The sequence below is a fragment of the Aeromonas crassostreae genome (assembly GCF_054052445.1).
Window position 1 is genome coordinate 24,964 of the sequence record NZ_JBSTYM010000019.1, and the last position, 23,908, is coordinate 48,871.

21 protein-coding genes are annotated in these 23,908 nt (G+C 63.7%); 3 read left to right on the plus strand and 18 right to left on the minus strand.

Annotated features, from left to right (window positions below; all coding sequences use genetic code 11):
• Positions 1 to 65: 65 nt before the first annotated feature.
• The 8 genes from ACW5W4_RS14595 to pilM all read right to left on the minus strand — a co-directional run bounded on the left by ACW5W4_RS14595 (position 66) and on the right by pilM (position 8,292).
• Positions 66 to 1,622 (minus strand): SPOR domain-containing protein, encoded by a 1,557-nt coding sequence (locus ACW5W4_RS14595; RefSeq protein WP_456689855.1) that lies wholly within the window; start codon positions 1,620 to 1,622, stop codon positions 66 to 68.
• On the minus strand, positions 1,615 to 2,694 hold the full coding sequence (gene aroB / locus ACW5W4_RS14600) for a 3-dehydroquinate synthase (protein WP_456689856.1): 1,080 nt from the start codon (positions 2,692 to 2,694) through the stop codon (positions 1,615 to 1,617). The genes ACW5W4_RS14595 and aroB overlap by 8 nt, the downstream gene beginning before the upstream one ends.
• Positions 2,695 to 2,708: 14 nt before the next feature.
• Positions 2,709 to 3,227, minus strand: coding sequence for a shikimate kinase AroK (gene aroK / locus ACW5W4_RS14605; protein ID WP_041993090.1), 519 nt, complete (start codon positions 3,225 to 3,227; stop codon positions 2,709 to 2,711).
• Positions 3,228 to 3,418: 191 nt separating this feature from the next.
• Positions 3,419 to 5,482, minus strand: coding sequence for a type IV pilus secretin PilQ (locus ACW5W4_RS14610; RefSeq protein ID WP_427262995.1), 2,064 nt, complete (start codon positions 5,480 to 5,482; stop codon positions 3,419 to 3,421).
• A gap of 77 nt (positions 5,483 to 5,559) precedes the next feature.
• Positions 5,560 to 6,087 (minus strand): pilus assembly protein PilP, encoded by a 528-nt coding sequence (locus ACW5W4_RS14615; RefSeq protein ID WP_456689857.1) that lies wholly within the window; start codon positions 6,085 to 6,087, stop codon positions 5,560 to 5,562.
• Complete coding sequence (gene tapO / locus ACW5W4_RS14620) at positions 6,084 to 6,680, minus strand: PilO family type IV pilus biogenesis protein TapO (protein WP_427262993.1); 597 nt, start codon at positions 6,678 to 6,680, stop codon at positions 6,084 to 6,086. Before tapO ends, ACW5W4_RS14615 begins: the two co-directional genes overlap by 4 nt.
• Positions 6,677 to 7,246: a PilN family type IV pilus biogenesis protein TapN gene (gene tapN, locus ACW5W4_RS14625; protein WP_456689858.1), complete on the minus strand. Its 570-nt coding sequence runs from the start codon at positions 7,244 to 7,246 to the stop codon at positions 6,677 to 6,679. The genes tapO and tapN overlap by 4 nt, the downstream gene beginning before the upstream one ends.
• Positions 7,234 to 8,292 carry a type IV pilus assembly protein PilM gene (pilM, locus tag ACW5W4_RS14630; protein ID WP_456689859.1) on the minus strand — a complete coding sequence of 353 codons (1,059 nt, stop codon included), beginning with the start codon at positions 8,290 to 8,292 and terminating at the stop codon, positions 7,234 to 7,236. The genes tapN and pilM overlap by 13 nt, the downstream gene beginning before the upstream one ends.
• 285 nt (positions 8,293 to 8,577) lie before the next feature.
• Here pilM and ACW5W4_RS14635 point away from each other — a divergent pair, with 285 nt between their 5' ends.
• Entirely contained in the window at positions 8,578 to 11,100 is a 2,523-nt protein-coding gene (locus ACW5W4_RS14635; protein ID WP_456689860.1) for a penicillin-binding protein 1A, read from the plus strand.
• A 77-nt stretch (positions 11,101 to 11,177) separates the two neighbouring features.
• On the opposite strand, the gene oxyR is transcribed toward ACW5W4_RS14635, so the two are convergent.
• The 3 genes from oxyR to ACW5W4_RS14650 form a co-directional block, all read right to left on the minus strand.
• Positions 11,178 to 12,077, minus strand: a complete 900-nt coding sequence (oxyR, locus tag ACW5W4_RS14640) for a DNA-binding transcriptional regulator OxyR (protein WP_408792675.1) — start codon at positions 12,075 to 12,077, stop codon at positions 11,178 to 11,180.
• A 106-nt stretch (positions 12,078 to 12,183) separates the two neighbouring features.
• Positions 12,184 to 12,816, minus strand: coding sequence for a DsbA family protein (locus ACW5W4_RS14645; RefSeq protein WP_456689861.1), 633 nt, complete (start codon positions 12,814 to 12,816; stop codon positions 12,184 to 12,186).
• A gap of 77 nt (positions 12,817 to 12,893) precedes the next feature.
• Positions 12,894 to 13,754 carry a Vmh family MBL fold metallo-hydrolase gene (locus tag ACW5W4_RS14650; RefSeq protein ID WP_456689862.1) on the minus strand — a complete coding sequence of 287 codons (861 nt, stop codon included), beginning with the start codon at positions 13,752 to 13,754 and terminating at the stop codon, positions 12,894 to 12,896.
• Between the two features lie 126 nt (positions 13,755 to 13,880).
• Here ACW5W4_RS14650 and ACW5W4_RS14655 point away from each other — a divergent pair, with 126 nt between their 5' ends.
• Positions 13,881 to 14,777: a LysR family transcriptional regulator gene (locus tag ACW5W4_RS14655; RefSeq protein WP_427262987.1), complete on the plus strand. Its 897-nt coding sequence runs from the start codon at positions 13,881 to 13,883 to the stop codon at positions 14,775 to 14,777.
• A 34-nt stretch (positions 14,778 to 14,811) separates the two neighbouring features.
• Here the strand turns inward: ACW5W4_RS14655 and ACW5W4_RS14660 are convergent, their stop codons facing one another.
• The 6 genes from ACW5W4_RS14660 to ACW5W4_RS14685 form a co-directional block, all read right to left on the minus strand.
• Entirely contained in the window at positions 14,812 to 15,585 is a 774-nt protein-coding gene (locus ACW5W4_RS14660; protein WP_456689885.1) for a BPSS1780 family membrane protein, read from the minus strand.
• Between the two features lie 37 nt (positions 15,586 to 15,622).
• Positions 15,623 to 16,657: a fimbrial protein gene (locus ACW5W4_RS14665; RefSeq protein WP_456689863.1), complete on the minus strand. Its 1,035-nt coding sequence runs from the start codon at positions 16,655 to 16,657 to the stop codon at positions 15,623 to 15,625.
• Positions 16,654 to 17,367 (minus strand): fimbrial biogenesis chaperone, encoded by a 714-nt coding sequence (locus ACW5W4_RS14670; protein WP_456689864.1) that lies wholly within the window; start codon positions 17,365 to 17,367, stop codon positions 16,654 to 16,656. Before ACW5W4_RS14670 ends, ACW5W4_RS14665 begins: the two co-directional genes overlap by 4 nt.
• A gap of 53 nt (positions 17,368 to 17,420) precedes the next feature.
• Positions 17,421 to 19,880 (minus strand): fimbria/pilus outer membrane usher protein, encoded by a 2,460-nt coding sequence (locus ACW5W4_RS14675; protein WP_456689865.1) that lies wholly within the window; start codon positions 19,878 to 19,880, stop codon positions 17,421 to 17,423.
• Positions 19,881 to 20,045: 165 nt separating this feature from the next.
• Positions 20,046 to 20,807, minus strand: a complete 762-nt coding sequence (locus ACW5W4_RS14680; RefSeq protein ID WP_456689866.1) for a fimbria/pilus periplasmic chaperone — start codon at positions 20,805 to 20,807, stop codon at positions 20,046 to 20,048.
• Between the two features lie 10 nt (positions 20,808 to 20,817).
• Positions 20,818 to 21,363, minus strand: coding sequence for a fimbrial protein (locus ACW5W4_RS14685; RefSeq protein ID WP_456689867.1), 546 nt, complete (start codon positions 21,361 to 21,363; stop codon positions 20,818 to 20,820).
• A 275-nt stretch (positions 21,364 to 21,638) separates the two neighbouring features.
• On the opposite strand from ACW5W4_RS14685, the gene ACW5W4_RS14690 reads away from it, so the two are divergent.
• Positions 21,639 to 22,466: a peptidoglycan DD-metalloendopeptidase family protein gene (locus ACW5W4_RS14690; RefSeq protein WP_456689868.1), complete on the plus strand. Its 828-nt coding sequence runs from the start codon at positions 21,639 to 21,641 to the stop codon at positions 22,464 to 22,466.
• A 74-nt stretch (positions 22,467 to 22,540) separates the two neighbouring features.
• On the opposite strand, the gene ACW5W4_RS14695 is transcribed toward ACW5W4_RS14690, so the two are convergent.
• Positions 22,541 to 23,881 (minus strand): MATE family efflux transporter, encoded by a 1,341-nt coding sequence (locus tag ACW5W4_RS14695; protein WP_456689869.1) that lies wholly within the window; start codon positions 23,879 to 23,881, stop codon positions 22,541 to 22,543.
• Positions 23,882 to 23,908 lie beyond the last annotated feature (27 nt).

Here is a 23,908-nt window from a genome sequence, read left to right on the forward strand (position 1 = left end):
ATCCGGCGTTAAGGAGGCAGCAACCCAAAAAGGGGGACGATTCTACCCCCTTATCCGACCTGCTGCTATGGCTTCAGCTCTTTTTGTACCTGGGCGAACGACTTGGGCCAGGGTTGTCCCTTGAGCAGGGCCGGCGGCAACTGGCGGATCGCCGCCTTCGCCTGCTGGGCACTGCCGTAATCCCCCTGCAACACCACGAACCAGGGACTGCCGCGAAATTGGGTCTGATAGAGCCAGATCTTGCCGGCCAGACGGTGTTCGGCCACGAACTTGTCGACCGCCGGGCGATTGCTCGCCCCCATCAGCTGCACGCTGTAGTGGGTCCTCGCCTTCTTCTGCAAGGTGGCGACCGGCGTCAGGGGGACACGGGGGGCGGCCACGGTCGGCTCCTGGCTCTTGCCCGGGTCAGGTTGGGTTGTGCTTGTCTGGCGCTGGGCCGGTGCTGCGCCCTGGCTGGGTTGAGCGGCCTGACTCTGGGGCTTGCCGGGGGCGGCCTCGCCGGTCAGCTCCTTGACCACCTCGGTCGGCAGGGCACCGCTGACGCCGGGCTGAGTCATCAGCTTCTCGACCACGTCATCGGAAATGACCAGGCGGCGCCCCTCGTAGTTGCCGGCATCCGCTGTCACCGTCTCGCTCTGTACCGCCTTGGGCAGGTCCTGACTCTCCGCCTGCCAGTCACGCACCAGGGCCGCGCTGTCCTGGTTGCCACTGCCGGTGCCGATCGCTCCGCTCTGGGCTGATCCCTCCTGGGTCAGGGACCCTTGCGGCTGTTCGCCTGGGATGGGCAGTGGCAGCGGGGCCTCGAGGGCTTGATTTCCCGCCACGCCTTCCGGTTTGTCCCCGAGCAGCGCCGGCACCAGGTAAGTAAGCGCCAACAAGATGCCGATGACGGCGACAAACCCCAGCACGACCGTCTTGATGGGCAGCTTGGGTTGGGGCTTCTTGGGTCTTCTGTCGGTCATGATATCCTCCAGGGCCTGCATGATGGTGGACGGGTGGCCTTTCGCCTGGCTCAGGATCTCCTCTACCTTGCTCTTGGGCAAGAGGCTGGCCGGTATCTTCTGTGCCTTCGCCTTTTCATACAGGAAGATCCGCTGTTCGGGGGCGCTCAGGGGCGCGACTTCCAGCTCCAGGGCAGGCATGGCCCGCCCCTTCAGCCCCGCCCGTCCCCTGCGACACCAGCCGTCATCCCCGCTGAGCAGGATCGCCAGCTGATGGGGTCTGGTCAGGGTATCGTTGTGGCGGCACAGGGCCCACAGCTCGCCAAGCAGCTCGGCGGGCAGGTCACTGGCCCGCTCGATGAGCAGCAGCAGGGTGGCGGGTTTGCCCTCCAGCATGCGAAAGAAGCTGTCGGCCAGGGCATCCTGAGGATTGAACAGGGGCCTGTCGACCACCTGCTCGAGCAGTAACTGGCGCACCTCGGCCATCTTCATGTCGGGGCGGCCGATGAGGCTCACCACTGTCACCTTCTCGGGCAGACGGCTGAGCAAGGACTCGCAGAGGGTGGCACGGCCGCTGCCGGCCGGACCGGAAAGAAAAATGAAGGGGTGATTGAATTCAATCAGATGCAGCAGCCGTTCGACCAGCTGCCGCTGGGAGGGAAACTGGAGTAACTTACTCACATTCGGACTCGATCACCGACTGCAGTTGGGCATCAGACACATCGGCCACCACTTCGGCATGACCAATCCCCACCGGCAATACCAGGCGCAGCTTGCCCGCCAGCACCTTCTTGTCGCGGCGCATGTGGCGCAGGTAAGCATCGAACCCCATGCCGGCAGGGCCCTTCACCGGCAGTCCGGCGGCCAGCAGCAGGGCGCGGATCCGCTCCTCCTGCTCGCCATCGAGCTGGCCGCGCAAGCGGGCCGTGGCGGCCGCCTGCATCATGCCTGCGGCAACCGCCTCACCGTGCAGCCAGTTGCCATAGCCCTGCTCCGCCTCGATGGCGTGACCGAAGGTGTGACCCAGATTGAGCAGCGCCCGCACGCCATGCTCCGTCTCATCCTCGGCCACCACTTCCGCCTTGATCTCGCAGCAACGCTTGATGGCATAGGCCAGCGCCGCCGGATCCAGCCGTTGCAGCCGGGACATGTTCTGTTCCAGCCAGTGGAAGAAATCCGCATCCCAGATGATGCCGTACTTGATCACCTCGGCCATGCCGGCGGCAAACTCGCGCGCGGGCAGGGTTTGCAGGCACTCGGTGTCGATGACCACCAGCCTGGGCTGGTAGAAGGCACCTATCATGTTCTTGCCGAGGGGATGGTTGACGGCGGTCTTGCCGCCGACGGAGGAGTCGACCTGGGAAAGGAGGGTGGTGGGCACCTGGATGAAGGGGATGCCACGCTGGAAACTGGCGGCCGCGAAGCCCACCACATCCCCTATCACACCCCCACCCAGGGCGATCAGTGTGGTATCGCGTCCATGGTTGGTCTCAAGCAGCGCAGACATGATGCGCTCGAAGGTCGCCAGGGTCTTGTGCGCCTCACCATCCGGCAGGATCAGGTGTTCTACCTGATAATCCGTCAGCAGCTGGCTCACCCGCTCGAGATAGAGGGGCGCCACGACAGTGTTGGTCACTATCATGACCCGCTTGCCCTTGATGGCCTGAGTCAGCGCCTCGGGGCGCTGCAACAGTCCAGCCGCAATTTCTATGGGGTAAGAGCGCTCACCCAGTTCGACCTTCAACCTTTCCATGGACGTCCTCGAGATTACATACCGATCAGCTTGACGATTTGATTGGCGACGACTTTAGCACTCTGATCATCGGTGTGGATAACAAAGTCGGCCACTTCCTCGTACAGGGCGTTGCGCTCTTGCGCCAGACGCTCCAGTACCTCGCGGGGCGGCTCTTCGGTTTGCAGCAGCGGGCGACGCTTGTCTCTCTGTGTGCGTGCCAGTTGCTTCTCTATGGTGGTTTCGAGGTAAACGACGATGCCGCGGGCAGAGAGCTTGTTGCGGGTCTCGCGGCTCTTGATTGCTCCGCCGCCCGTTGCCAGCACTATGCCTTGCTGCTCGGACAGATCGCCGATCACCTTCTCCTCGCGGATCCGGAAACCTTCTTCGCCTTCAACATCGAACACCCAGCTGATATCGGCACCACTGCGGCGCTCAATTTCATGATCTGAGTCGAAAAACTCCATATGCAGTTGTTCTGCCAGATGTCTACCTATGGTGCTCTTGCCCGCACCCATGGGACCTATCAGGAAAATATTGCGTTTCTCAGCCATGTCTTTTCGTTAGTAATTACAAACTGTACGACCCCGATGAACTATGGATCGGGGTACCTATGAACCTTATCTTTCGATGGATCAGGAGGGGGATTATCTCAATAGAAATCGGGACTGGCAACCGCAGCCCTTACGCCCCAGCCTCATTGGGGCGTAAGGTTATATGTGTTTTACCCTCACATGTAAAGCATTCAGAAGCTGTCGGTCACTATCCTCGGGGTCACGAAAATCAGCAGTTCCCGCTTCTTGTTCTCGCTGGTGGTCTTGCGAAACAGGGCGCCAAGACCCGGGATATCCCCCAGCAGCGGCACCTTGCTGACATCGTTCTTGATGGTCTGCTGATAGATGCCGCCGAGCACCAGGGTCTCCCCGTTGTTGACCAGCACCTGGGTGGTGATGGACTGGGCATTGATGGAGACCGCATCCCCGGTACCGGTCGGGACCGTCTCCCCCTTGGTATCCTGGGTCACGGTCAAGTCCAGGATGACCCTGTTGTCCGGGGTGATCTGCGGCGTCACCTTGAGGCTCAGCACCGCCTTCTTGAAGGTGACCGAGGTGGCGCCGCTGGAGGAGGACTCCACATAGGGGATCTCGGTACCCTGCTCGATCAACGCCGGCTTCTGGTTCGCCGTGGTGACGCGAGGGCTCGCGATGATCTCCGCCTTGCTCTCTTTCTCCAGCGCGGAGAGTTCGAGATCCAGCAGGGTGCCGTTGGCGAGACGGGCCACCTGGAAGGCCAGGGTACCGGCGGCATTGGTTACCGGCAGATTGACGTTGAGCCTGTCTTCGATATTGCCCGCCACCCCAGTGCCATTGGAACTGTCATTGCCCTCTATGGTGCCCGAGGTGCTGTTGCCGTGACCATCGTTCTTGGTCACCCCCCAGCGCACCCCGAGCGCCTCGTCGAAGCCATCATCTATGGTCACCATCCTGGCCTCGATCACCACCTGCTTGACCGGAATGTCGAGGATGTCCAGCATCCGCTTGATGTTGCTGATGACCTCAGCCGTGTCTTTCACCACCAGCACATTGGTGCGTTCATCCACGCTCACGGCTCCCTTGGTCGAGAGCAGCTTGGTGCTCTCGGAGGAGAGCAGGGCCGCTACTTCCGCCGCCTTGGCGTAGTTGATTTGCAGGTAATCCGTGTAGAGGGGGGCGAGATCCGCCACCTGATTGCGGCTCTCCAGCTGCTGCTTCTCGCGGGCGGCTATCTCTTCGGCCGGCGCCACCAGCAATATGTTGTCATCGAGCCGTTTGTCCAGCCCCCGTACCTTGAGAATGATGTCGAGCGCCTGCTCCCAGGGCACCCCATCGAGACGCAGGGTGATGTTGCCTGAAACCGAATCCGTGGTCACCAGGTTGAGGTTGTTGAAATCCGCGATGAGCTGCAACACGGTGCGTACTGGTATGTCCTGGAAGTTCAGGGAGATGGGTTTGCCCTTGTACTGCTTGGCAACCGTGCCAACCGGTGCCCGTTTCTTCACCTCTATGATGAACAGCTTGTCCGCCTGATCGTAGCGATAATCGAACTGGCCGGTCACCGCCAGTTCGAATCGGGTGTCATTGCCCTGGCGAAACGTCTCTATCTGGGAGACCGGGGTCGCAAAATCCAGCACATTGATGATGTTCAGCAGGTCATCCGGGATCCGGGTGCCATGAAACTTGGCGACCACCTTCTGCCCGGTACTGCTGACATCGACGGCCGCCGAGCTGTTGTCCAGACGCACCAGAAATTCCCCCTGGCCATCCTTGCCCCGGCGAAAGTCGACCCCCTTGACCGAATTGAAATAGGCACCGCCCTGAGCACCATTGCTGACGGGCGAGAGCATGGGCGCCTTGGCGACGGGGGCCGGCTCAGGCTTGGATGCCTTGTCGCCGAGGGAGACCAGCAGCTTGTTGCCCTGTTGACGCACCTGATAGGGCATCAATCTGTCCAGTGCGATCCGCACCTCCAGCCCGGTACCCTTGCCATCGACCTTGATGCTGTCGACCCCCTCCTGCTGGATGGGCAGCGGATTGACCTTGAGCGCCCCGACCGCCCCCGGGATGCTGAGCATCAGCTGGTTCGGTTGATAGTCCAGGCGATCGGTAAACCCGGATACGGGCTCGCTGAAGCCAAGCTCCAGCAGGAGTTCACCGGCCAACAGGGGGTTGACCTTGACCTCCTGCAGGGTCGGGATCGCCCATGCCAGCTGCAAGCCACTACCCAGTAACAGCGCAGCCACCCTGAAAAGTATCGCTATTGTTGTTCTCATCGACGCTCGTCCCTGATTATCGTGTTGCTTCAAGAAGATGGGTCATTACCGGCCGCGAACCTCATGCTCATCCCTGATTATCTTTTTGCCTCGAGACCCGCCATCACCAACTGGGTCTCTCGCGTCACCCAACACCCCTTGCCGTCGGGTATGGTCTCCAGCAGATCGACCGCCGTCTTGCTGATCCGGATGATCCTCCCCTGATCCAGCCCCATGTAATGATTCAGCCCCATGCGCATCGACTGGCCATCCGGCGTGCGAATGAGCGCCCACAACTGCCCCTGTCGGCCTATGGTGCCCTGCATGGCCAGGCTTGCCAGCGAATAGTTCTCCAGCACCTCCTTGGGTCTGTCGGCAACGATCTGGGCACAATCAGCCTTGGGTTTTTGCTCCACCCCGGCGCGGCTTTCCGGCTGGGGCGCGATAAATGGGCTTCGTTTGTCACTCGAATCATAGCCCATGGGGGAGAAGGGCGTGATGGTGGGCAGTGGTGCTATGGCAACTGGTGGCCTGGCCCTGACCTCACTGATGTAACCCTCCAGGTTCTCCTGACTGTTACAACCGGCCAGCACGAGCACGAGCCAGCATCCGGTTAGCCGTTTCATTTTTTCTGCCCTCCGGCATTGCCATTGTATTTGTAGGTCTTGGCCAGCATGGACATGGCGATGATGTCGCTGCCGGTGCCATGGCTCAGGGTAAAGGAATCAAGGATGACGATGCGCGGCAGGGCTGCCATGGCGGCGGTGAACTTGCCTATCTCATGATAAGTACCGGCCACCTCGATGCGCATGGGCAGTTCGGTAGAGAACTCATGGGGCGTCTCAGGCTCCCAGTGAATGCGCCTGAGGGTGAGGCCATTGTCGGTCGCGATGAAGCTGATGTCATCGAGCAGGCCGGCGACCTCATGGGTATTGGGCAACTGCTTGAGCTGGGTCTCGACCAGCTGCTCCAGCTCGATCAACTGCGTCTTGTAGGCGGGCAAGCTGGCGGCCAGCATGGCCTTGCTCTCGAACTGCGCCTTGAGATCCCCCTCTTTGCCTCGCTCCTGGGTCAAGGCGGTCAGGGAACTAGCAACCACATAGTAATAGATGGCGGCGGCGAGCAGGGCACAGCCGAACAGGATCAGCAGCAGCTTGGCCGCCTTGGGCCAGCCACCTATGTTGTTCAGATCCAGATCGTTGAATTGTTGCAGATTCATGATTTGTCCCCCATGCCATCGACCGGCGACTCTGTGACCTGAAACATCATGGAGAACTGGCTGAGGGCGACGGGGGCCACATCCGAGGCGAAGATGGTGCTTATTCGCGATGCTCCCAGCCAGCCGGCCCCGTCGATGCGCCGCATCATGCTGGCCACCCGGCCATAGGCTTCAGCCTTGCCGTTCACATCGATGGCATCATTTTTCAACGCCAGCGTGTTGAGGTAGACGCCATTGGGCACCAGGAGTGGCAACTGGTTGAACAGGCGCACCGGCAAGTTGCGCCGCTGCTGCAACCGCTCGATGAGCTGCATCCTGTCGAGCAGACTCTGGCGTTTCTCCTTGATGAGCCGGATCTCGCCCAACTGGGCATCCAGGGTGGCCATCTCCTGTACCAGACGCTGATTCAGACCGCGCTGCTGGGCTATCTGCTGGTTGACGAACCAGTCCACCGCAAATCCCAGAGAGGCCGTCACCGCGAGACAAACCCCGAACAGCATCCCGAATTGCGTCTTCTCGCGCTTTTGCTTGGCTTCACGCCAAGGCAGCAAGTTTATATTTGACATGGGGTGAAGCTCCGCAGGGCCAAACCAAACGCCGTCATGTACTTGGCGCCATGGCCACGGGCATCATCGGCGCCACGGCCAAACAGGGCAAAGGGATCGGGATGCAATACCTCCAGGGATAACTCCTGGCGCAGCATGTCGGCCAGGCCGACAACCAGGCTCCCTCCCCCGGTCAGCACCAGCTTGGCCAGCTCCCGCTGCCCCGACGAGCTGGCAAACAGTTGAATGTTGCGGCGCACCTGTTGCAACAGGCTCTGCAGATAGGGTTGCAGCACCTCCATCTCATGGTCGGCAGGCAACTGTTGCTGGGTCTTGGCGAGTTCTGCCTCTTCCAATGGGAGGTTATAAAAGGAGGAGATGGCCTGGCTGTACTGGTCGCCACCAAAATTCTGCAGTCGAAAATAGGTGACCTCGCCCCTTTGCAGGGCGGCAAAAGTCATGGCACTCGCCCCTATGTCGATGACCGCCACCGGTTTTTCCAGGCTGGCAAGCTCGGGCTGACAGGCCAGCACGGCACGCACCAGGGCATGGGCCCCGACATCCACCACCCGGGTGGCCAGTTCGGCTTCGGCCAGGGCGCTGACCCGACCATTGACGCTCTCGGTGCGGGCGGCGCTGAGCAATACCCGCTGGCGATCCGTCTCGGCAGCGTCAGCCAGCACCTCGAAGTCCAGGCTGACTTCATCCAGGGGATAGGAGATGAGTTGCTCAGCCTCCCGCTGAACCTGATCCTCCAGCTCCCCCTCGCTGAGACTGGCATCGACCAGTATCACCTTGGTAATCACGTTGGATCCGGTCACGGCGGTCGCCACCTGCTGATTGCTGCCGACCAGTTGTCGCTTGAGAGCCTTGAGGGATTGGCCGGCCCGCTCGATATCCTGCACCTGATAGTCGATCAAGGCCCCCTTGGGCATGGGCACATCGGCAACCGATTCGAGCCTGGGCCTGGTCGCAGAGCCGTTGAGGGTGACCGCCTTGATGGACTGGCTGCCAAAATCCACCCCTATCAGGGGGATCAGAGTTCCTTTCTTGAATAGCCCAACCATATACACATCCATGCGTTGCTGGTTTTGGCATTGATTGTAGAACAGCTGGCGCCATGTTGAGGGAGACCTCAATTTAGAATGGTTGAATTATCAGTGCCATAACACATCTTCACCATATCGCCAGTACAATGGTCATCCTGGCGCGGCTTGGTGAAAAGGGCCCGGGATGCTAATCTGAGCGCTCTTTGGCCAGCGATCCCCTGCCAGAAAATATCGAGTTTTCGCAGACGGTGAGGGTATACTCTGCGCCCTTTGGTTAATTTTAAGACGATTGGTAGTTCTTCCATGCTGAAATGGCTCGTACGCCTGTTTATTGTGATGATGCTGGGTGCCGTGCTGGGTGTCGCCAGCCTCATTGGCATCTATTTCTACATCAAACCCCAGTTGCCGGATGTCTCGGCCCTGCGCGACGTCAAACTGGCCACCCCCATGAAGGTGTACAGCCGCGACGGCGAACTGATCGCCCAGTTTGGCGAAATTCGTCGTATTCCGCTGCAGTTGAGCGAGATCCCCCAGCCCATGATCGATGCGGTGCTGGCCACCGAAGACGCCCGTTTCTACGAGCATCCCGGTATAGACCCCATCGGGATCCTGCGGGCCGCCACGGTCTGGGCCGTCTCTGGCCGTCCCCAGCAGGGGGCCAGTACCATCACCCAGCAGGTGGCTCGCAACTTCTTCCTGACCAATGAAAAGACCATAGTGCGCAAGGTGAAGGAGGTCTTCCTCGCCTGGCGCATCGAACAGAATCTCAGCAAGGACGACATTCTGGCGCTCTATCTCAACAAGATCCCCCTGGGCTATCGCTCGTTCGGGGTTGGTGCCGCCGCCCAGGTCTACTTCGGCAAGGAGGTGAGCGAGCTCACCCTGGACGAGATCGCCATCATCGCGGGTCTGCCCAAGGCCCCCTCCATGCTCAACCCCATTCGTTCTCCCGAGCGCGCCTTCGCCCGCCGCAACGTGGTGCTGGGTCGCATGCTCGATACCGGCAAGATCACCCAGGCCCAGTATGACGAAGCCAGCAAGATGCCCATCAAGGCTCGCTACCATGGCGCCGAGACCACGCTGCACGCCCCCTATCTGGCCGAGATGGTGCGCCAGAAGATGGTGGAGCAGTTCGGCGAAGATGCCTACACCATGGGGCTGCATGTCTATACCACCGTCAGTGCCAACCGCCAGCGCGCCGCCAAGGAGGCCCTGCTGGAAGGCATCATCGCCTACGATACCCGTCACGGCTACCGTGGCCCGAGCGCCCAGCTCTGGAAGGAAGGGGAGCCCCAGTGGGACTACAACCAGATAGTCGCACACCTCAACAAGGCGCCCGCCTACTCCCCCCTGATCCCCGCCGTGGTGACCAAGTTGGGGGACAAGAGCGCCAGCCTGGTGCTCAAGAACGGCAAGCAGGCCGAGCTGAACTGGGATGGCATCAAGTGGGCTCGCGCCTTCATCACGGACTCCCGTCAGGGCAATGCCCCCAAGAGCGCCAGGGATGTGCTGAGAGTCGGCGCCCAGGTCTGGGTGCGCGAGCAGGGTGAGACCCTGATCCTGGCCCAGATCCCGGACGTCAACGCGGCCCTGGTCGCCATGAACCCGGCCGATGGTGCCATCGAGGGCCTGGTGGGCGGCTTCAGCTTCGAGTTGTCCAAGTTCAACCGGGTCGACCAGGCGCGCCGCCAGATCGGCTCCAACATCAAGCCCTTCCTCTATGCCACCGCCCTGGAGCAGGGCTATACCCTGGCGTCCATCATCAACGATGCGCCGATCAACCAGTGGGATCCCGCCAAGGGCCCCATGTGGCAACCTAAGAACTCCCCGGCCGTCTATGAGGGCCCGACCCCCCTGCGCATCGGTCTGGCCAAGTCCAAGAACGTGATGTCGGTGCGGCTGATGCGGGCCATCGGCCTCGACACCTACATCGACGGCCTGACCCGGTTCGGCTTCCCCCGCGAACACATACAGCGCCATGAATCCCTCGCGCTCGGGGCCGCCGAGTTCACCCCGCTGGAGGTGGTACGCGGCTTCGCCATGCTCGCCAATGGCGGCTATCAGGTGACCCCCTATTTCATCAGCGAGGTGAAAGACAGCTTCGACAAGACGCTGTTCTCCGCCAACCCTGCCGCCGCCTGTCGTGGTTGCGGCACCCTGGCCGCCGCCGACATGAACGCCCCCGATGCCTACCTCAACGTGGCCGGTGACTGGCGCGCCCAGTGCGCCATCGACCCCGTGGTGCCCAACAATCTGGCGCCCCAGACCATCAGCGCCCAGAGCGCCTTCCTCATCACGGACACCCTGACCACCGCCATCTGGGGTGGCCGGGGCTGGATGGGCACCGGCTGGCGGGCGGCCCGCGACCTCAAGCGTCGCGACATCTCGGGCAAGACCGGGACCACCAACGAATCCCGGGATGCCTGGTTCTCCGGCTATACCCCGAATCTGGTAGCGACCGCCTGGATCGGGTTTGACAACCATCAGCGGGCCCTGGGCCGGGCCGCCTACAACCCGAACATGGGTCGCGATCAGACCGCGGGAGGCGAGTTTGGCGGCAACGCGGCGCAACCCATCTGGATCGACTTCATGAAGGTGGCCCTCGACAAGGTGCCCGAGCAGCCGATGCCGGTGCCCGAGGGCATCATCAAGCTGCCGATCGATGGCGAGACCGGGCTGCTCTCCCACAGCGGCGCCACCACCACCGAGTATTTCAAGGAAGGGACCGAGCCGACCCGCTATGCGACCCCGAGCTCGGACGGCAATCGCGTCTATGGTGACGGCTACTATGGCGAGGGCCCCGTCTCCACCGACGATCTGTTCTGAATGACGCGGCTCTCCCTCACAAAACCCATGAAAAAACCGGCGCACTGGCGCCGGTTTTTTTGTGTCAGACTCCTGGGTCAAGCAGCCAGATGTGCCTTCATCAGGGTGCGGATGCGGGCCGCCAGCTCATTGAAGCAGGGGCGACGCACCGAATAGTGGCGATAGAGCAACGAGATGGCCCGCCCCGGCACGGGATCGACCACGGGCCTATAGCTGACCCCGCCCTCGTCACGCTGGGCAGGCACCGCCAGCCGGGGGATCAGGGTCATGCCGCTGCCCGCCGCCACCATGTTGCGCAGCGTCTCCAGGCTAGTGCCCTTGAAGCGCACGTCCTCCCCCACGCCGGCGGCGAAACAGAACCCCATGGCCTGATCCCGCAGGCAGTGGCCGTCTTGCAGCATCAGCAGCTTCTTGCCCTTGAGATTGCCAAGCGGCACCGCCTTGGCCTGGGCCTCAGGGTGCTGCCTGGGCACCGCCAACCACATGGGCTCCTCATAGAGCGGCAGAGAGCCGAAACCGTCCATGCCGTCCAGTTCCGCCAGGATCACGCAGTCCAGCTCACCCTCCTCCAGCCGCTTCATCAGCAGCTGGGTCTGCTCTTCATAGAGGTAGAACTCGAGTTTGGGAAAATGTTCGCGCAGATCCTGGATGATGTGGGGCAACAGATAGGGGCCGACCGTGGGGATGAGGCCGATGTGGATCTCCCCCGACATGGGTTCGGCGAAGTGCTGGCCTATGCTCTTGAGCTCGCGCGCCTCCCGCAGCACCTTGCGGGCCTGCTCGGCCATGGCGTCACCGGCGGGGGTGAACAGCACCTTGCGGGAGGTGCGCTCGATCAGGATCACCCCCAGCTCGTCCTCCAGCTTGCGCAGCTGACCGCTCAGGGTCGGCTGGCTGACGAAGCAACGCTCCGCCGCCTTGCGAAAATGCTTCTCCTCTTCCAGCGCCACCAGGTATTCGAGATCGCGAAGGTTCATATATCCCCACTGCTTGCCGATAAAATCGGCCCCTAGCATGCCCAATAAGTGCTTGAGGAACAAGGAGATCGACGAGCCCGCCTCCCCTGGGCACCCGCGCAGATCATCAGCCCTGTTGCAGACGGGCCAGGAAGGCGGCGGGATCCCCCAGGTAGGCCCCGACCGCGATGGGCTGCAGCTCATCCCCCCACGCCAGCCCCAGGGTCGGATAACCCTGGCCCCCGAGGCGACGCAGCCAGGCCTGACTCTCCCTCAGGGCGGGCTCCAGCGCCTGCTGTTCATAGGCGTGGCGAAAGGCCGACTCGTCCAGCCCCAGCTCGGTCGCCAACCGGGTCAGCGTGGCGAGATCCCCGACCCAGACGCCGTCCCGATAGTGGGCACTCTGGATCCGCTGCAGCAGGGTCAGCTCGTCCGCCCCCAGGGCTCCCGCCGCCAGGATGGCCCGAATGGGGGGCGCCGAATCGAGCATGAGCGTCTCGTCGAGCAGCAAGCGGTTGAAGTAGGCCTCACCGAAGGGTTGCCCCGTCATCGCCTGGATCCGCTCGTCGTGAGGTTTGACGTAGTCCCGTAGCGCAGGTCCCATCCGTTGACGCCGCTCCCCAAGCCAGAGCCCGCCCGGATGGAGCCGGATGCTCACCGTCGCCAGGGTGGCCGCCGCGGCCAGCAGGGGCGCCGCGCCATAGCACCAGCCGCAGAGGGGGTCGTACACATAATGCAGTGTCTTGTGAGGTATCGACATGTTGTTCGTCTCTTTGTTCAATGACAAAAAACCGGGCCCGGGCCCGGTAAAAAAACACAGGGAAGCAGGCGTTGGTCTTACCAGCTCATCTCGCCGGTATTGACCTTGGCACCGATGGCCAGGCCGTCATCGACCGGCAGGGAGGGGTAGGCCTGCTTCAACCCTTCGATCAGCGCAGCAGAACCCTTGCTCCTGGCCAGCGCCTGCTCGAAACGCTGCACATAGTCACGGGTAAAGGTGACGGCATCCACGCCCTTGGGCTCGTCCCCCAGGAAGTGGCCGGGCACGACGCGCTCGGGTTTCATGGCCAGCAGCACATTGAGGGTCTTGACCCAGTGGGCGCGGGCTTCCTTGGTCTGGCTGTCGGCCATCCATACGTGCACGCCGCTGTAGACAGGCACGCCACCGAATGCGGTCTTGATGGACGGCGCCCACAGGTAGGCGGTCGGGGTGTTCATCTCCTTGACCTCGATCGTCTCCCCCTCCAGGGTCAGATGGCTCGCCGTCATCACCTGGGGAATGGTCAGGCTCTTGGGCGCGCGCTCACCCAGGATCGGCCCCCAGTACGCCAGCTTGGCATCCTTGGTCTTGTTGATGTGGTCGACCACGTGCTGATCGGCCAGCACCTTGACGTTCGGGAAGGCCGCCATGATGGGCTCCAGACCGAAATAGAAGTCGGGATCGCCACCACTGATGTAGACGGTGGTCAGCTGCTTGCCGCTCTGCTTGATCATCTCCACCAGCGCCTGGCCACTCTTCACGTCAAACTGGGCATCGATCAGGATGGCTTCCTTGTCACCGGCCACCAGGGAGGAGGAGACGGGGAAGATGGCGCTCTCGCCGGGGTTGTAGACGGTGACGCTCAGCGGCGCCGCCATGGCGGCGCCACTGAGCAGGGTGGTCGCCAGGGTCAGATTACGGATCAGGGTGCGGTTCATTCGGTATTCCTCAACAAGTTAGCGGGGGTTCATCAGATGGACACAGTGTATTGGATCACTTAAGGTACAAATACCGCATAAAAAGCGCATCACTGTTGCTTATATCGATCATATAGAGGTCTGAAGATGGATCGACTCACCGCGTTGCGGGTCTTCGTCAGCGTCGTAGAACAGGGCAGTCTGAGCGGCGCCGGGGAGAGGCTGGAGATGTCCCGCGCCATGGTTTCCCGCTACCTGGCCGAGCTGGAGCGCTGGATGGGGGCCCGCCTGCTCCACAGAACCACCCGTCGCCTCAGCCTGACCGGGCCGGGGGAAGAGGCGCTGAACCGGGCCAGGGCCATGCTGGCACTGGGGGAGGAGATGGAGCAGATCGCCATCCGCGGTGACGAGGCGCCCAAGGGCCAGCTGCGCATCACCAGCAGCTACTCTCTCTCGGATGCCCTGCTGGTGGGGGCGGCCAACGAGTATCTGGCACTGTATCCCGGCACCGCCATCGATATCCTGCTGCTGGACAGAACCGTCAACCTGGTGGAGGAGCGCATCGATCTGGCCGTGCGCATCACCAACGATCTGGATCCCAATCTGGTGGCCCGCCGCCTCGGCACCTGCCACTCCGTGGTCTGCGCCAGCCCGGCCTATCTGGCCAGGCACCCGATCCCGCAGAGCGTCCAGGATCTCGCCCTGCACAACTGCCTCACCTACACCTATTTCGGCAAGAGTCTGTGGGAGTTTCAGGGGCCAAGCGGACCACAGTCGGTGCCGGTCAGCGGCAACCTCAGCGCCAACATCTCCAACCTGCTGCTGAGCGCCACCCTGGCGGGCGCCGGTATCAGCCTGCAACCCCGCTACTCGGTGGAGCAGCACCTGGCGCGCGGGGAGCTGGTGGCCCTGCTGCCTGAGTGGCAGCCCAAACGGCTCGGGGTCTACGGTGTCTATGGCACCCGCAGACAGATGTCTCCCCTGCTGCGCAGCTTCCTCGACTTTCTGGTGGCCCGCATGGCCGAGGATCCGCTCTGGCAATGAAAAGGGGCCGAACGGCCCCTTATTAATCGCGGGATCAGGCTTCGAAGCCCGTCATGGGGAGTGGCTCCCCCTCCTCCCTGGGCGCGAGGAAAATATCCTGATAGGCCATGTAGATGGAGTAGTTGAGGGCGGGCAGCACCACCAGCAGGCCGATCAGCATCAGCAGGGTGCCAAGCAGCAACATGGCGCAGCCCAGCAGGCCCCACCAGAGGAAGGGCCACATGTTGCGCAGGCACCCCTGAAAGCTCAGCCTGGCGGCCTGCCAGACGCTGACATCGTGAAAATAGATCAGCGCCGGGGCGAAGGTCACCGCCATCAATACGGGCACCAGCAGCATCATCCCCACCAGCAGGCAGAGCAGCACGCCCCTGGCCTGCTCCACCGTCAGGGTGAGCTGCTCCGGATCCTGGCTGAAGATATCCTCCAGCCCCCACAGGGAGAGCAGCCCCAGACAGAGCATGACCACCAGGGTGAAGAGTCCCAGGGTGAGCAGGCCCCCCATCACCAGTGGCGTCAAACGGTGACGAAAACCGGCGAAGAGATCGGAAAAGGTCAGCCGTCCCTGCTCGTCACCACCCTTGGCCACCACCATCCAGCCCGCCATCCACACCATGTAGAGCAGCTGGGAGATGAAGCCCCCCGCCGGCAGCTGCTCGATCAGCAGGCCGATGCCGAGCCAGAGCAGCAACATGGCGACACTCGGCCCCATGCCCTTGTTGAAGATGTCGAATCCGCTGCGGATCCACAACCAGCCACGACCCAGGGGGTGGCGCTGGGGCTCGACGCGCAAGGCGCGGTTACTGTTCATCATTAAGCCTCGGTTCGGTTGTCGGGGAGGAGGGCGCTCAGGGCACGGTCACCGTCACCATGATGGTGGCGGTATAGGATCCGGTTCGCACCGGCTGGCCCGGCAGCCTGGTCGGGTACACCCTCACCCTGTAATCTGTCTTGTGGGTAATGTGCGAATAGGGTACCGCGATGCCGGTATCCAATGGAATAGGTGTGTCCCCATCCTGCTCGAGCAGCCCTAGGCCCACCCCCGCCAGACTGGTAGTGATGAAGTTGCCCTGGCTGGCGAGGGCACCGCCGAAACGGTAATCGAGGGGAGTAATATAGTCGCTCGGCACCTGGCTGCAGGTCACGCTCACGTTGACGCTGCGCGGGGCATAGCCCTGGGGCACGCCACCCTCGACGAAGGCGCTCTGGGCCACGGCGCCGAGATCCAGGGGAATGCTGCTACCCGCCGGGAACTGGCAGCTCGGGGTCGAGGTGACGCTGATGTTCATGGCCAGCCGGCTGAACTCGTTGCCGACCCCGGTATCCGGCGCATTGACCCGGCGCACGAACAGGCTGGCAACCGTGCCGCTGAAGGTCTGGGTGCCGGTGATCCCCTTGAGCAGCTTGAGGGTGTAGCTGCCGCCATTGACATGGATGCCGCCGAGCGCCAGGTCGAGCAGATTGCCGACACAGAGCAGCAGCACGCCTGACGTGGTCGCATTGAAGGGCACGGTCTGATCGCTCCCCCCCACGTTGAACGCCACCCTGAGCCCGAAGTAGTCATTGAGCCTGATCAGGGTGCCCATCGGGTCGGCAATGGTGGGCAGCGTGGTGGTGCCCTGATAATGGGTCGTCGTCAGCAGACCCAGGGTGATGCCGGTGCAGTCGCAACTGGCCGAGCTGGTGGTGGCAAACGTACCGCCGGTCTCCTCCCCTGGCTGGTAGAGCGCCGACGGGCTGGCCAGGGGCACGGTCGCCATGAAGGGACTGATGCACTGGCCGTTGACGGCATGGGCCCCGGGCAGGTAACTGAGCGCCACCAGCAAGATGAGCACTGTGCCAAGCCCCCTCAGGCCCGGTCCCTTGCGATCTTCCCCCATCATCCCCCTCCCAGCCCAAAGCCCTGTTCATGGTAATTGCCATCGTCATCGATCCAGCGCAGCCGGCCACGACGGACGCCCTTGAGCCCCGCCATGGGCAGCCTCAACTCCCCCAGGGGCGGGATCAGCGCCGCCTGGCGCCAGGCCTGCGGCCCCTGCCCCCCTTCCAGCAGCACCTCGCTCACGCTGATGTGAAAAGGGCTGCCATTGCGCACCCTCAGTCCCTGCCCAGGCTCCAGCCGCCAGACCAGGCGAGCCACCGCCTGACGAGGGGTACCCGCCAGACCGGCGGGGCGATAGAACAGCTTGATGCGGGTGCGATAGGCGATCTGCACCCTGGCCCCCGCCGCTTGCGCCTTGGGGGGCAATCCCAGCACATTGAGCCAGAACAGGGATTCCCGATCCCGGGCCAGGGGGCGACTCGCCACCCTGTAGATCCGCAGCGCCTGCCCCTTGCCCGCCCCCAGTCGCATCACGGGCGGCGTCACCAGAAAGGACGCCTCGCTCCGACCTGGCCCCAGGTTCGCCTCCCCCTCATCGACCCAGGCCTGCAACAGGCTGGGGGCCCCATCGTCGTTGCGCACCATGAGGCTGGCCTCGGTCGCCTCTGCCGGGTAGATGAGCCGGGTCGCCAGCAGATTGATGGCCCCCTGCGCGCCCCCCTGAGCCAGCAGGCACCCGCACAACAGAGCATATCGAATCCCGTTTGTCATAGTGCCTCCCCGGCCAGCCTGACCCGCCCGGCAGGGCGCCTTTCTCTGCCCCATCACCGCGCCTCCTCCCGCAGGCAGCGAGCCGCCACCTGCTGATAGGGAATGGCGGGATCCACCTCGGGTTGCCGATAGTCCAGGCGACAGCGTTGATGGCCACCCTTGCCCCACTCCACATGGAGCGGCCCCGGTTCACCGCGCACGAAGATGAGGCCCCCCTGACCCACCACGGCCACGGAGCGGCCGACGGCGTCCACCACATCGGCACCAAAGGGCAGCGGCTCCTGGCTCCCCAGGCTGGCCTGCAGCAGCAGGGGCTGGCCAATCCGGGTCTGGTAATCGAGCTTGACGATGGCACCGCGCCTGGGCGCCACCAACTGAGCGCTGCCGTCTATCTCCACGTCCACCGGCAGGCCGCTCGGATCCAGGCTGATGATGTTGTTGCGATAGGGATTGAGCCCGGCCACGACGGCGTAGCCATCCCCATCCACCTCGCTGCCGATCCCCTGGCTTATCCTGGCCCCCTGGGCGCCCCTGGCCTCCACCAGCGCCATCGTCTCCCCCTGACTCTGGCCGAGGGCCCAGCCCTCCTCATGGATCAGCAGAGTCCCCTTGGCCGAGGCCACGTACTGGGCGTAATCCTCCCCCTGGCTGGTGCTGACGCCGAGCTGGGTCTTGGCCCCCTGATACTGCAGGTTGCCGCCATAGCCATGATGGCTGGCCGTCCCGCCGCCATGGCTGGCATAGAGGCCGTAATAGAGGCGACCATCGCGGGCTCCGCCATTGAGATCCGCCCGGATCAGATGGCCCTGTCCCTCCTGGTAGGAGAGGGTGCTGCCAAGGCGGGGGCTGCCCAGGCTATCGCCTATGGGGATGCTGAGGCTCAGCACATATTGGTTCCCGCCGTCATCGTCGAGGGAGTGACTGGCGGAGAAGGTGAGGCTGCCCCAGCCAAACCCCTTGTTGTAGCCGAGCTGGAAGCTGCTGTTGTTCCCCTCTCCCCCCCAGTAGTTGCGGGTGATGCCGCTCAGATAGAGATCCCCCAGCTCCCCCACGGGCTGGCTGATGTTGAGCTGGAAACGGTTGCGCTCCCGCTGCACCAGGCTGGGGCTCTCCCCCTGCAGCACCGCCATGTCATTCAGATCCAGATACCCCTCGCTCGAGAAACGGTAGGCGGCCAGGGTGACGTAGGTGCGGGTGTAGTCCATCTGCTTGCTGTAGGCCAGGCGATAACTCTGACCCGACTGCGCCTCGGCGAGGCCCGACTCAGCGGGCAGATCCCGCGCCCAGGAGCCGGTGACGTCGAGGGCCAGGGCGCCATAGTCGGATCCGAGTGCCAGGCCGCCGAGCAGGGCACCGTAATCCTGGGCCCCGATGAGCCCGCCGTAGAGGGTCAGGGTGTTGGAGAGGCCGCGCCGGTAGGTGCCTTGCAGAAAATGGGGGCCCTGATCCCCGTTGTCGCCGCGATGGCGGCCCAGGGTCAGGCTGAAGCGGGACGCATCTGCGCGCAGCATCTGCACCACGGAGGAGAAAGGCAGGGTGAAGCTGCGGCTGCGGCCATCCGCCTCCGTGATGGTGACATCGAGATCCCCGGCGAAGCTGGTGGCATAGAGATCATCGATGGCGAAGGCCCCCGGGGCGACCTGGGTCTCATAGATGAGGGCGCCCCCCTGGCGTATGGTGACCCTGGCATTGGTGTCGGCGCTGCCGCGCACCACGGGGGCGAAGCCCCGTTCGAAATCCGGCAGCATGGCATCATCGCTGGCGAGCTGGATGCCGGTGAAGGGGACGCTGTCAAAGCTGTCCCCCGGGGTGAAATACTCCCCCAGGGTGAGCTGGGCCCGCGTTGCCGTGACATCCCGCTGGACATAGCTGTTGAGCGCCCGATAGTCCCCATGGCCCTCGAAGGATCCGTTGTGGCGCAAGCGCCAGCCCGCCAGATTGAGCCCGCCATTGAGGTTGACGTTGCCGCTGAGCCGCTCGGAGGCGCCACGCTGGTCGCTGTAATAGAGGTTGGCGTTATACCCGACGAAGGCGGCGTTGATCCCCTCGACCCACTGATCCGGCCCCACATGGTTGCGGCGCACCCGCCCGACATAGGCCTGGGGCAGGCTGAGGGCGCCGGTCAGGCTGGGCAAGTCCAGGGTGAAGCTGGCCTCGGGCACCAGGGCCGCCACCTCGATGCAGTCGCTCTTGAGCAGTGTCTTCACCGTCCGCTGACGGGGGAGGCGCTCGACCAGCAGGCCCCACTGCTCGACCTGGCTGGCCTTGAAACAGAAGCGGGGGGCGTCGGTGGTCTCCCCCGCCCGTATCTCCAGTCGCTGGCTCAGCTTCTCCTTGCCATTAATGATGATGTCGAGCTGATAGAGTCCGGGGGGGACGAAGTCGGGGTGGGAGAAACGGGTCAAGTCTATCTCCATGCCGAGGCTACCCAGCAGCTGGCTGTCAAACTCCACCTCGGCGGCGGGCGCCGCGGCCGGTTCGGCGGCCATGGCCCCCTGGCCGATGAGCAGCAAGAGCGGCAACCACCCGAGATGTGCACCCCGCCACAGCGCGCGGAGGCCGGAAGGCGAAAAGCCGGGGGGACGTATGGCAGGACGCTCACGGGCTGTCAGGGCTCACCTCCTTCCAGGGACGAACAAGGGCCGGATAGGGGACAGAAAACGCCGGCCCCTTGCGCGTCAGTTGAACGAAAAGCGGCCCCTCTCCCGGGCCCCGTAGTCATTGAGCCAGTAGAAGGTCACCGCCTTGGCCTTCACGGCGCCCCGCAACTGTTCCAGCGGAAAATCGAAGCTGCCCCCCGGCGCCACCATGCCGCCGCTGCGGTTGCTGAACGCCCTGGCCTCGGCTGTCTGCAACTGGAGATGGCTGATGCTGACGTGAAAGCGGCCCGGATTGCTGGCCCGCAGCACATAGCCCTCGGCCCGGGGCACCAGCTGCCAGCGCAAGCCATTGGCCGACTGCTGGATATCGCCGGGCAACCCCTGGGGCCGGTAGAACAGCTTGATCCGGGAGCGAAAGGCCAGCTGCACCAGGTTCTGGCCCGCCATGGCCGCCTTGGCACTGGGGGGTACCTCCAGCACATTGAGCCAGAGCACGGACTCCTTGTCGGCCGGCAAGCCCTGCCCCACATAGGCGACGCGAAGGGATTGACCCCGCTGCGCCTCGATGCGGGTGATGGGAGGAGTGATGAGAAAGGGCAGCTGGTCGGCCCCAGGCCGGATCCGGCGATCGCCGGCATCCATCCAGACTTGCACCAACGCCGGCGCCATGCCCTTGTTGGTCAGCTCCAGTGTCACCTCACGGGCCGTGGCGGGGTAGATGACCCGGGTGCCGGATATCTGGACCTGGGCCCAGACCAGCATGGGAAGCAGGGCCAGGGTACACATCAGCAGACGGCCACATCTCCTGACGCCAAGGGCCTGACTCGCCAGCGGGGTCATGGGCGCTCACTCAGTGATAATCGAGGGAGTAGATGAGATCCGCCGATACCAGACCGGCTCCCACCGTCCCCGTGGCGATGTAGCGGGCGCTGTAGTAGAGGGTGGCATCCCCGGTGGCGCTGAAGTCGACCAGCACATCATTGCCCGTGTTGTCCCGCAGATCGATGGCCGTGCTGTTGGCCGACAGGATCTGCACCTCGACGTTGGCGGCGGGGTTCTTGCCGCCGGAGGCCACCGCCTTGTTGCTCAGGTTCCCGGTACTCTGCTCGACCCCTATGTTCTCGAAGTAGGCGCGCACCGAACCCGTGGTGGGGCAGCTGGTGAGATCCAGTTTGAAGCCCGTGGTGCCGGCGGTCTGCCCGAGACCGGAGAGGGCATTGGTGCTGACGGTGGGCAGGGTCACGAACGCCGACGAGTTGCCACCGTTGACCGAGATGTCACAGGTGCCCGCGGTGACTTCTCCCGTGATGGTGATGGTGCCGTTGAACGCCAGGGCGGCGCCCGACACCAGCAGGCAGGTCGCGGCGCCAATCGTTACTAGTGGGGTCATTTTCATCACAGCCTCCAGCCAATCCATTGAGGTAGGTACGCTCCATGTACTGTGACGGAACCACTTGCCACCCAGTACCGGACTGTTGGGGTCATTCAGCGCCCCAACTGCTACTGACCCATAAGTAAATAGCACATACCAATGAAATGCGCTTGCACCGCCTGAACATGACGCAAGCCGCCATGACGCCTCCCCCGGACCGCAGTGCCGAGCGCCGACGCCAGACAGCCGGATGACAATGTGGCATCATCGCCCCCTCAATGACCCATGCCGGAGCCCCCATGCGCCTCTTGTTCTCTCTGTGTCTGCTGCTGTGCAGCGCCAGCCTCCATGCCGAATCCGGCTTCATCAGCCGCCTGCTCAACCAGCCGGTACCCGGCGGTGTCGCCGTCATCCCCCTCGACGAGGGGAGCCAGTCCCCCGCTCCCCGCTATCAGGACAAGCCGGTGCTGGTGGTCAAGGAGGAGGGGAAACGGTGGATCGCCATCGTCGGCATACCGCTCAAGAGCAAGCCGGGGCGTCACCAGCTCAGCCTGGCCGATGGCCGCACCCTGGGGTTCACCGTCACCGACAAGCACTACCGCGAGCAGCACATCAAGCTCAAGAACAAGCGTCAGGTCAATCCCGATCCGGATGATCTCGCCCGGATCCAGCGCGAGCTGGCGGAGCAGACCCAGGCCTACCAGACCTTCAGCCAGACGCAGCCGAACAACTTGCTGTTCGACAAGCCGGTGCAGGGCCCGCTCTCCAGCCCCTTCGGCCTGCGCCGCTTCTTCAATGGCGAGGAGCGCAACCCCCATTCCGGCCTCGACTTCGCGGTCGGTGCCGGCACCCCCATCAAGTCCCCCGCCGCCGGCAAGGTGATCCTGGTCGGCAACTACTTCTTCAACGGCAATACGGTGTTCGTCGACCATGGCCAGGGGCTCATCAGCATGTTCTGCCACCTCTCCAAGACGGAGGTCACCCCGGGCCAGACCCTGCAAAGGGGCGCCGTCCTCGGCCGGGTCGGCTCGACCGGACGCGCCACCGGCCCCCACCTGCACTGGAACGTCAGCCTCAACGATGCCCGCGTCGATCCCGCCATCTTCATCGGGGCCTTCAAGCCTTGAACGGGGCGTGAAAACCAGGAGGGCAGCCCATCGGCTGCCCTCCTGCTATTCCATCGTGGGATGAGCTCGCCCTGTCATGGCCGGGCCGCGCCATGGCGAGCCGACTCCTGCCCCATGGCCCACACCATGATGCTCACCAGCAGGGCGCTGCAACTGGGCAGGGCCAGCCAGACCCCGGCCACCCCCCACAGGGTGGAAAAGATCCACAGGAAGCCGCCGATCAGCACCAGCTTGCCCCCGGTGAGCAGGGAGGCCATCCTGGCCCGGCCGATGGCCTGAAAATGGGTCGACCCCACCAGCAGCAGCCCCTCCAGCGGCAGGCCCCAGAAGTAGAGCCAGATCCCGAGCGTCGCCACCGGCAGCAGGGCCGGGTTGTCGCCGGCAAACAGGTAGACGGCCCCCTCGGGCCAGAGATAGAGCGGCAACAGCGCCACCAGGGCGATGGCCAGGGTGGTGCCAAGGGCCAGGTTGCGCACCCGGATGACCCGCTGCCACAGCCCGGCCCCGGCGTTGAAGCTGGCGATGGGCTGGATGCCCATGGCGATCCCCTCGAAGATGAGATAGAAGAAGGCCTCGCTGTAGCTCACCACCCCGTAGGCGGCGACATGGAGCGAGGTGCCCACCGCCAGCAGGGCCTTGTTGTGCATGGAGAGCACCACGGACAGATAGAGATACATCAGGAAGCTGGAGGCCCCCAGACGCAGGACTTGGCCAATCTGCCGCCAATCGGGACGCAGACTGTCCCAGCGGATGCGCAGCTCGCTGCCCTTGCCGAGGAAGTGCCACAGGCACAATCCCCCCGTCATCGCCTGGGAGATCATGGTGGCGATGGCCGCCCCCGCCAGTCCCCAGGGCAGCACCGCCATCAGCAGGTAATCGAGCAGCACGTTGAGCACGCCGCCCCCCACCAGGATCCAGGTGGTCAGCCCGGGGCGGCCGTCGTTGCGCAGCAGGGCGGTAAACGCCATGGAGAACACGGCGAAGACCCCGAGCCAGGCGTACCAGCGCAAGTAGGCGGCCCCGGCCGTGAAGATATCCCCCTCTGCCCCCATCCAGGCCAGCATGGCGGCACCATGACGAATGCCGATGAAGGTAAGCGCGGCCGAGGCGATGAGCACCATCACCAGCGCATTGCCGACGATGTGGCGCGCCCTGGCCTGCTCCCCCTTGCCCAGGCAGAAGGAGACCAGGGAGGAGGATCCCATGCCGATCAGCGCCCCCACCGCATAGAGCACGGCGCAGATGGGATAGGCCAGCATCATGCCCGCCAGGCCGTCCTGACCCAGGAGATGCCCGACGAAGATGCCGTCTATGGTGACATAGACGCCGGTGACCAGCATGGCGGCCACCGTCGGCGTGACATAGCGCAGAAACAAGCGGCCGAGGGGGGCCGTACCCAGATCCAGGGGCGACATAGGGAGCTCAACGAGGCGGAGAAAGGG

What these genes read in the sequence shown, in the direction of transcription:
- aroB (WP_456689856.1), bottom strand. Translation starts at nt 2,694, where the DNA reads ATGGAAAGGTTGAAGGTCGAACTGGGTGAGCGCTCTTACCCCATAGAA.
- aroK (WP_041993090.1), bottom strand. Translation starts at nt 3,227, where the DNA reads ATGGCTGAGAAACGCAATATTTTCCTGATAGGTCCCATGGGTGCGGGC.
- ACW5W4_RS14610 (WP_427262995.1), bottom strand. Translation starts at nt 5,482, where the DNA reads ATGAGAACAACAATAGCGATACTTTTCAGGGTGGCTGCGCTGTTACTG.
- ACW5W4_RS14615 (WP_456689857.1), bottom strand. Translation starts at nt 6,087, where the DNA reads ATGAAACGGCTAACCGGATGCTGGCTCGTGCTCGTGCTGGCCGGTTGT.
- tapO (WP_427262993.1), bottom strand. Translation starts at nt 6,680, where the DNA reads ATGAATCTGCAACAATTCAACGATCTGGATCTGAACAACATAGGTGGC.
- tapN (WP_456689858.1), bottom strand. Translation starts at nt 7,246, where the DNA reads ATGTCAAATATAAACTTGCTGCCTTGGCGTGAAGCCAAGCAAAAGCGC.
- pilM (WP_456689859.1), bottom strand. Translation starts at nt 8,292, where the DNA reads ATGGTTGGGCTATTCAAGAAAGGAACTCTGATCCCCCTGATAGGGGTG.
- ACW5W4_RS14635 (WP_456689860.1), top strand. Translation starts at nt 8,578, where the DNA reads ATGCTGAAATGGCTCGTACGCCTGTTTATTGTGATGATGCTGGGTGCC.
- oxyR (WP_408792675.1), bottom strand. Translation starts at nt 12,077, where the DNA reads ATGAACCTTCGCGATCTCGAATACCTGGTGGCGCTGGAAGAGGAGAAG.
- ACW5W4_RS14645 (WP_456689861.1), bottom strand. Translation starts at nt 12,816, where the DNA reads ATGTCGATACCTCACAAGACACTGCATTATGTGTACGACCCCCTCTGC.
- ACW5W4_RS14650 (WP_456689862.1), bottom strand. Translation starts at nt 13,754, where the DNA reads ATGAACCGCACCCTGATCCGTAATCTGACCCTGGCGACCACCCTGCTC.
- ACW5W4_RS14655 (WP_427262987.1), top strand. Translation starts at nt 13,881, where the DNA reads ATGGATCGACTCACCGCGTTGCGGGTCTTCGTCAGCGTCGTAGAACAG.
- ACW5W4_RS14660 (WP_456689885.1), bottom strand. Translation starts at nt 15,585, where the DNA reads ATGAACAGTAACCGCGCCTTGCGCGTCGAGCCCCAGCGCCACCCCCTG.
- ACW5W4_RS14665 (WP_456689863.1), bottom strand. Translation starts at nt 16,657, where the DNA reads ATGATGGGGGAAGATCGCAAGGGACCGGGCCTGAGGGGGCTTGGCACA.
- ACW5W4_RS14670 (WP_456689864.1), bottom strand. Translation starts at nt 17,367, where the DNA reads ATGACAAACGGGATTCGATATGCTCTGTTGTGCGGGTGCCTGCTGGCT.
- ACW5W4_RS14680 (WP_456689866.1), bottom strand. Translation starts at nt 20,807, where the DNA reads ATGACCCCGCTGGCGAGTCAGGCCCTTGGCGTCAGGAGATGTGGCCGT.
- ACW5W4_RS14685 (WP_456689867.1), bottom strand. Translation starts at nt 21,363, where the DNA reads ATGAAAATGACCCCACTAGTAACGATTGGCGCCGCGACCTGCCTGCTG.
- ACW5W4_RS14690 (WP_456689868.1), top strand. Translation starts at nt 21,639, where the DNA reads ATGCGCCTCTTGTTCTCTCTGTGTCTGCTGCTGTGCAGCGCCAGCCTC.
- ACW5W4_RS14695 (WP_456689869.1), bottom strand. Translation starts at nt 23,881, where the DNA reads ATGTCGCCCCTGGATCTGGGTACGGCCCCCCTCGGCCGCTTGTTTCTG.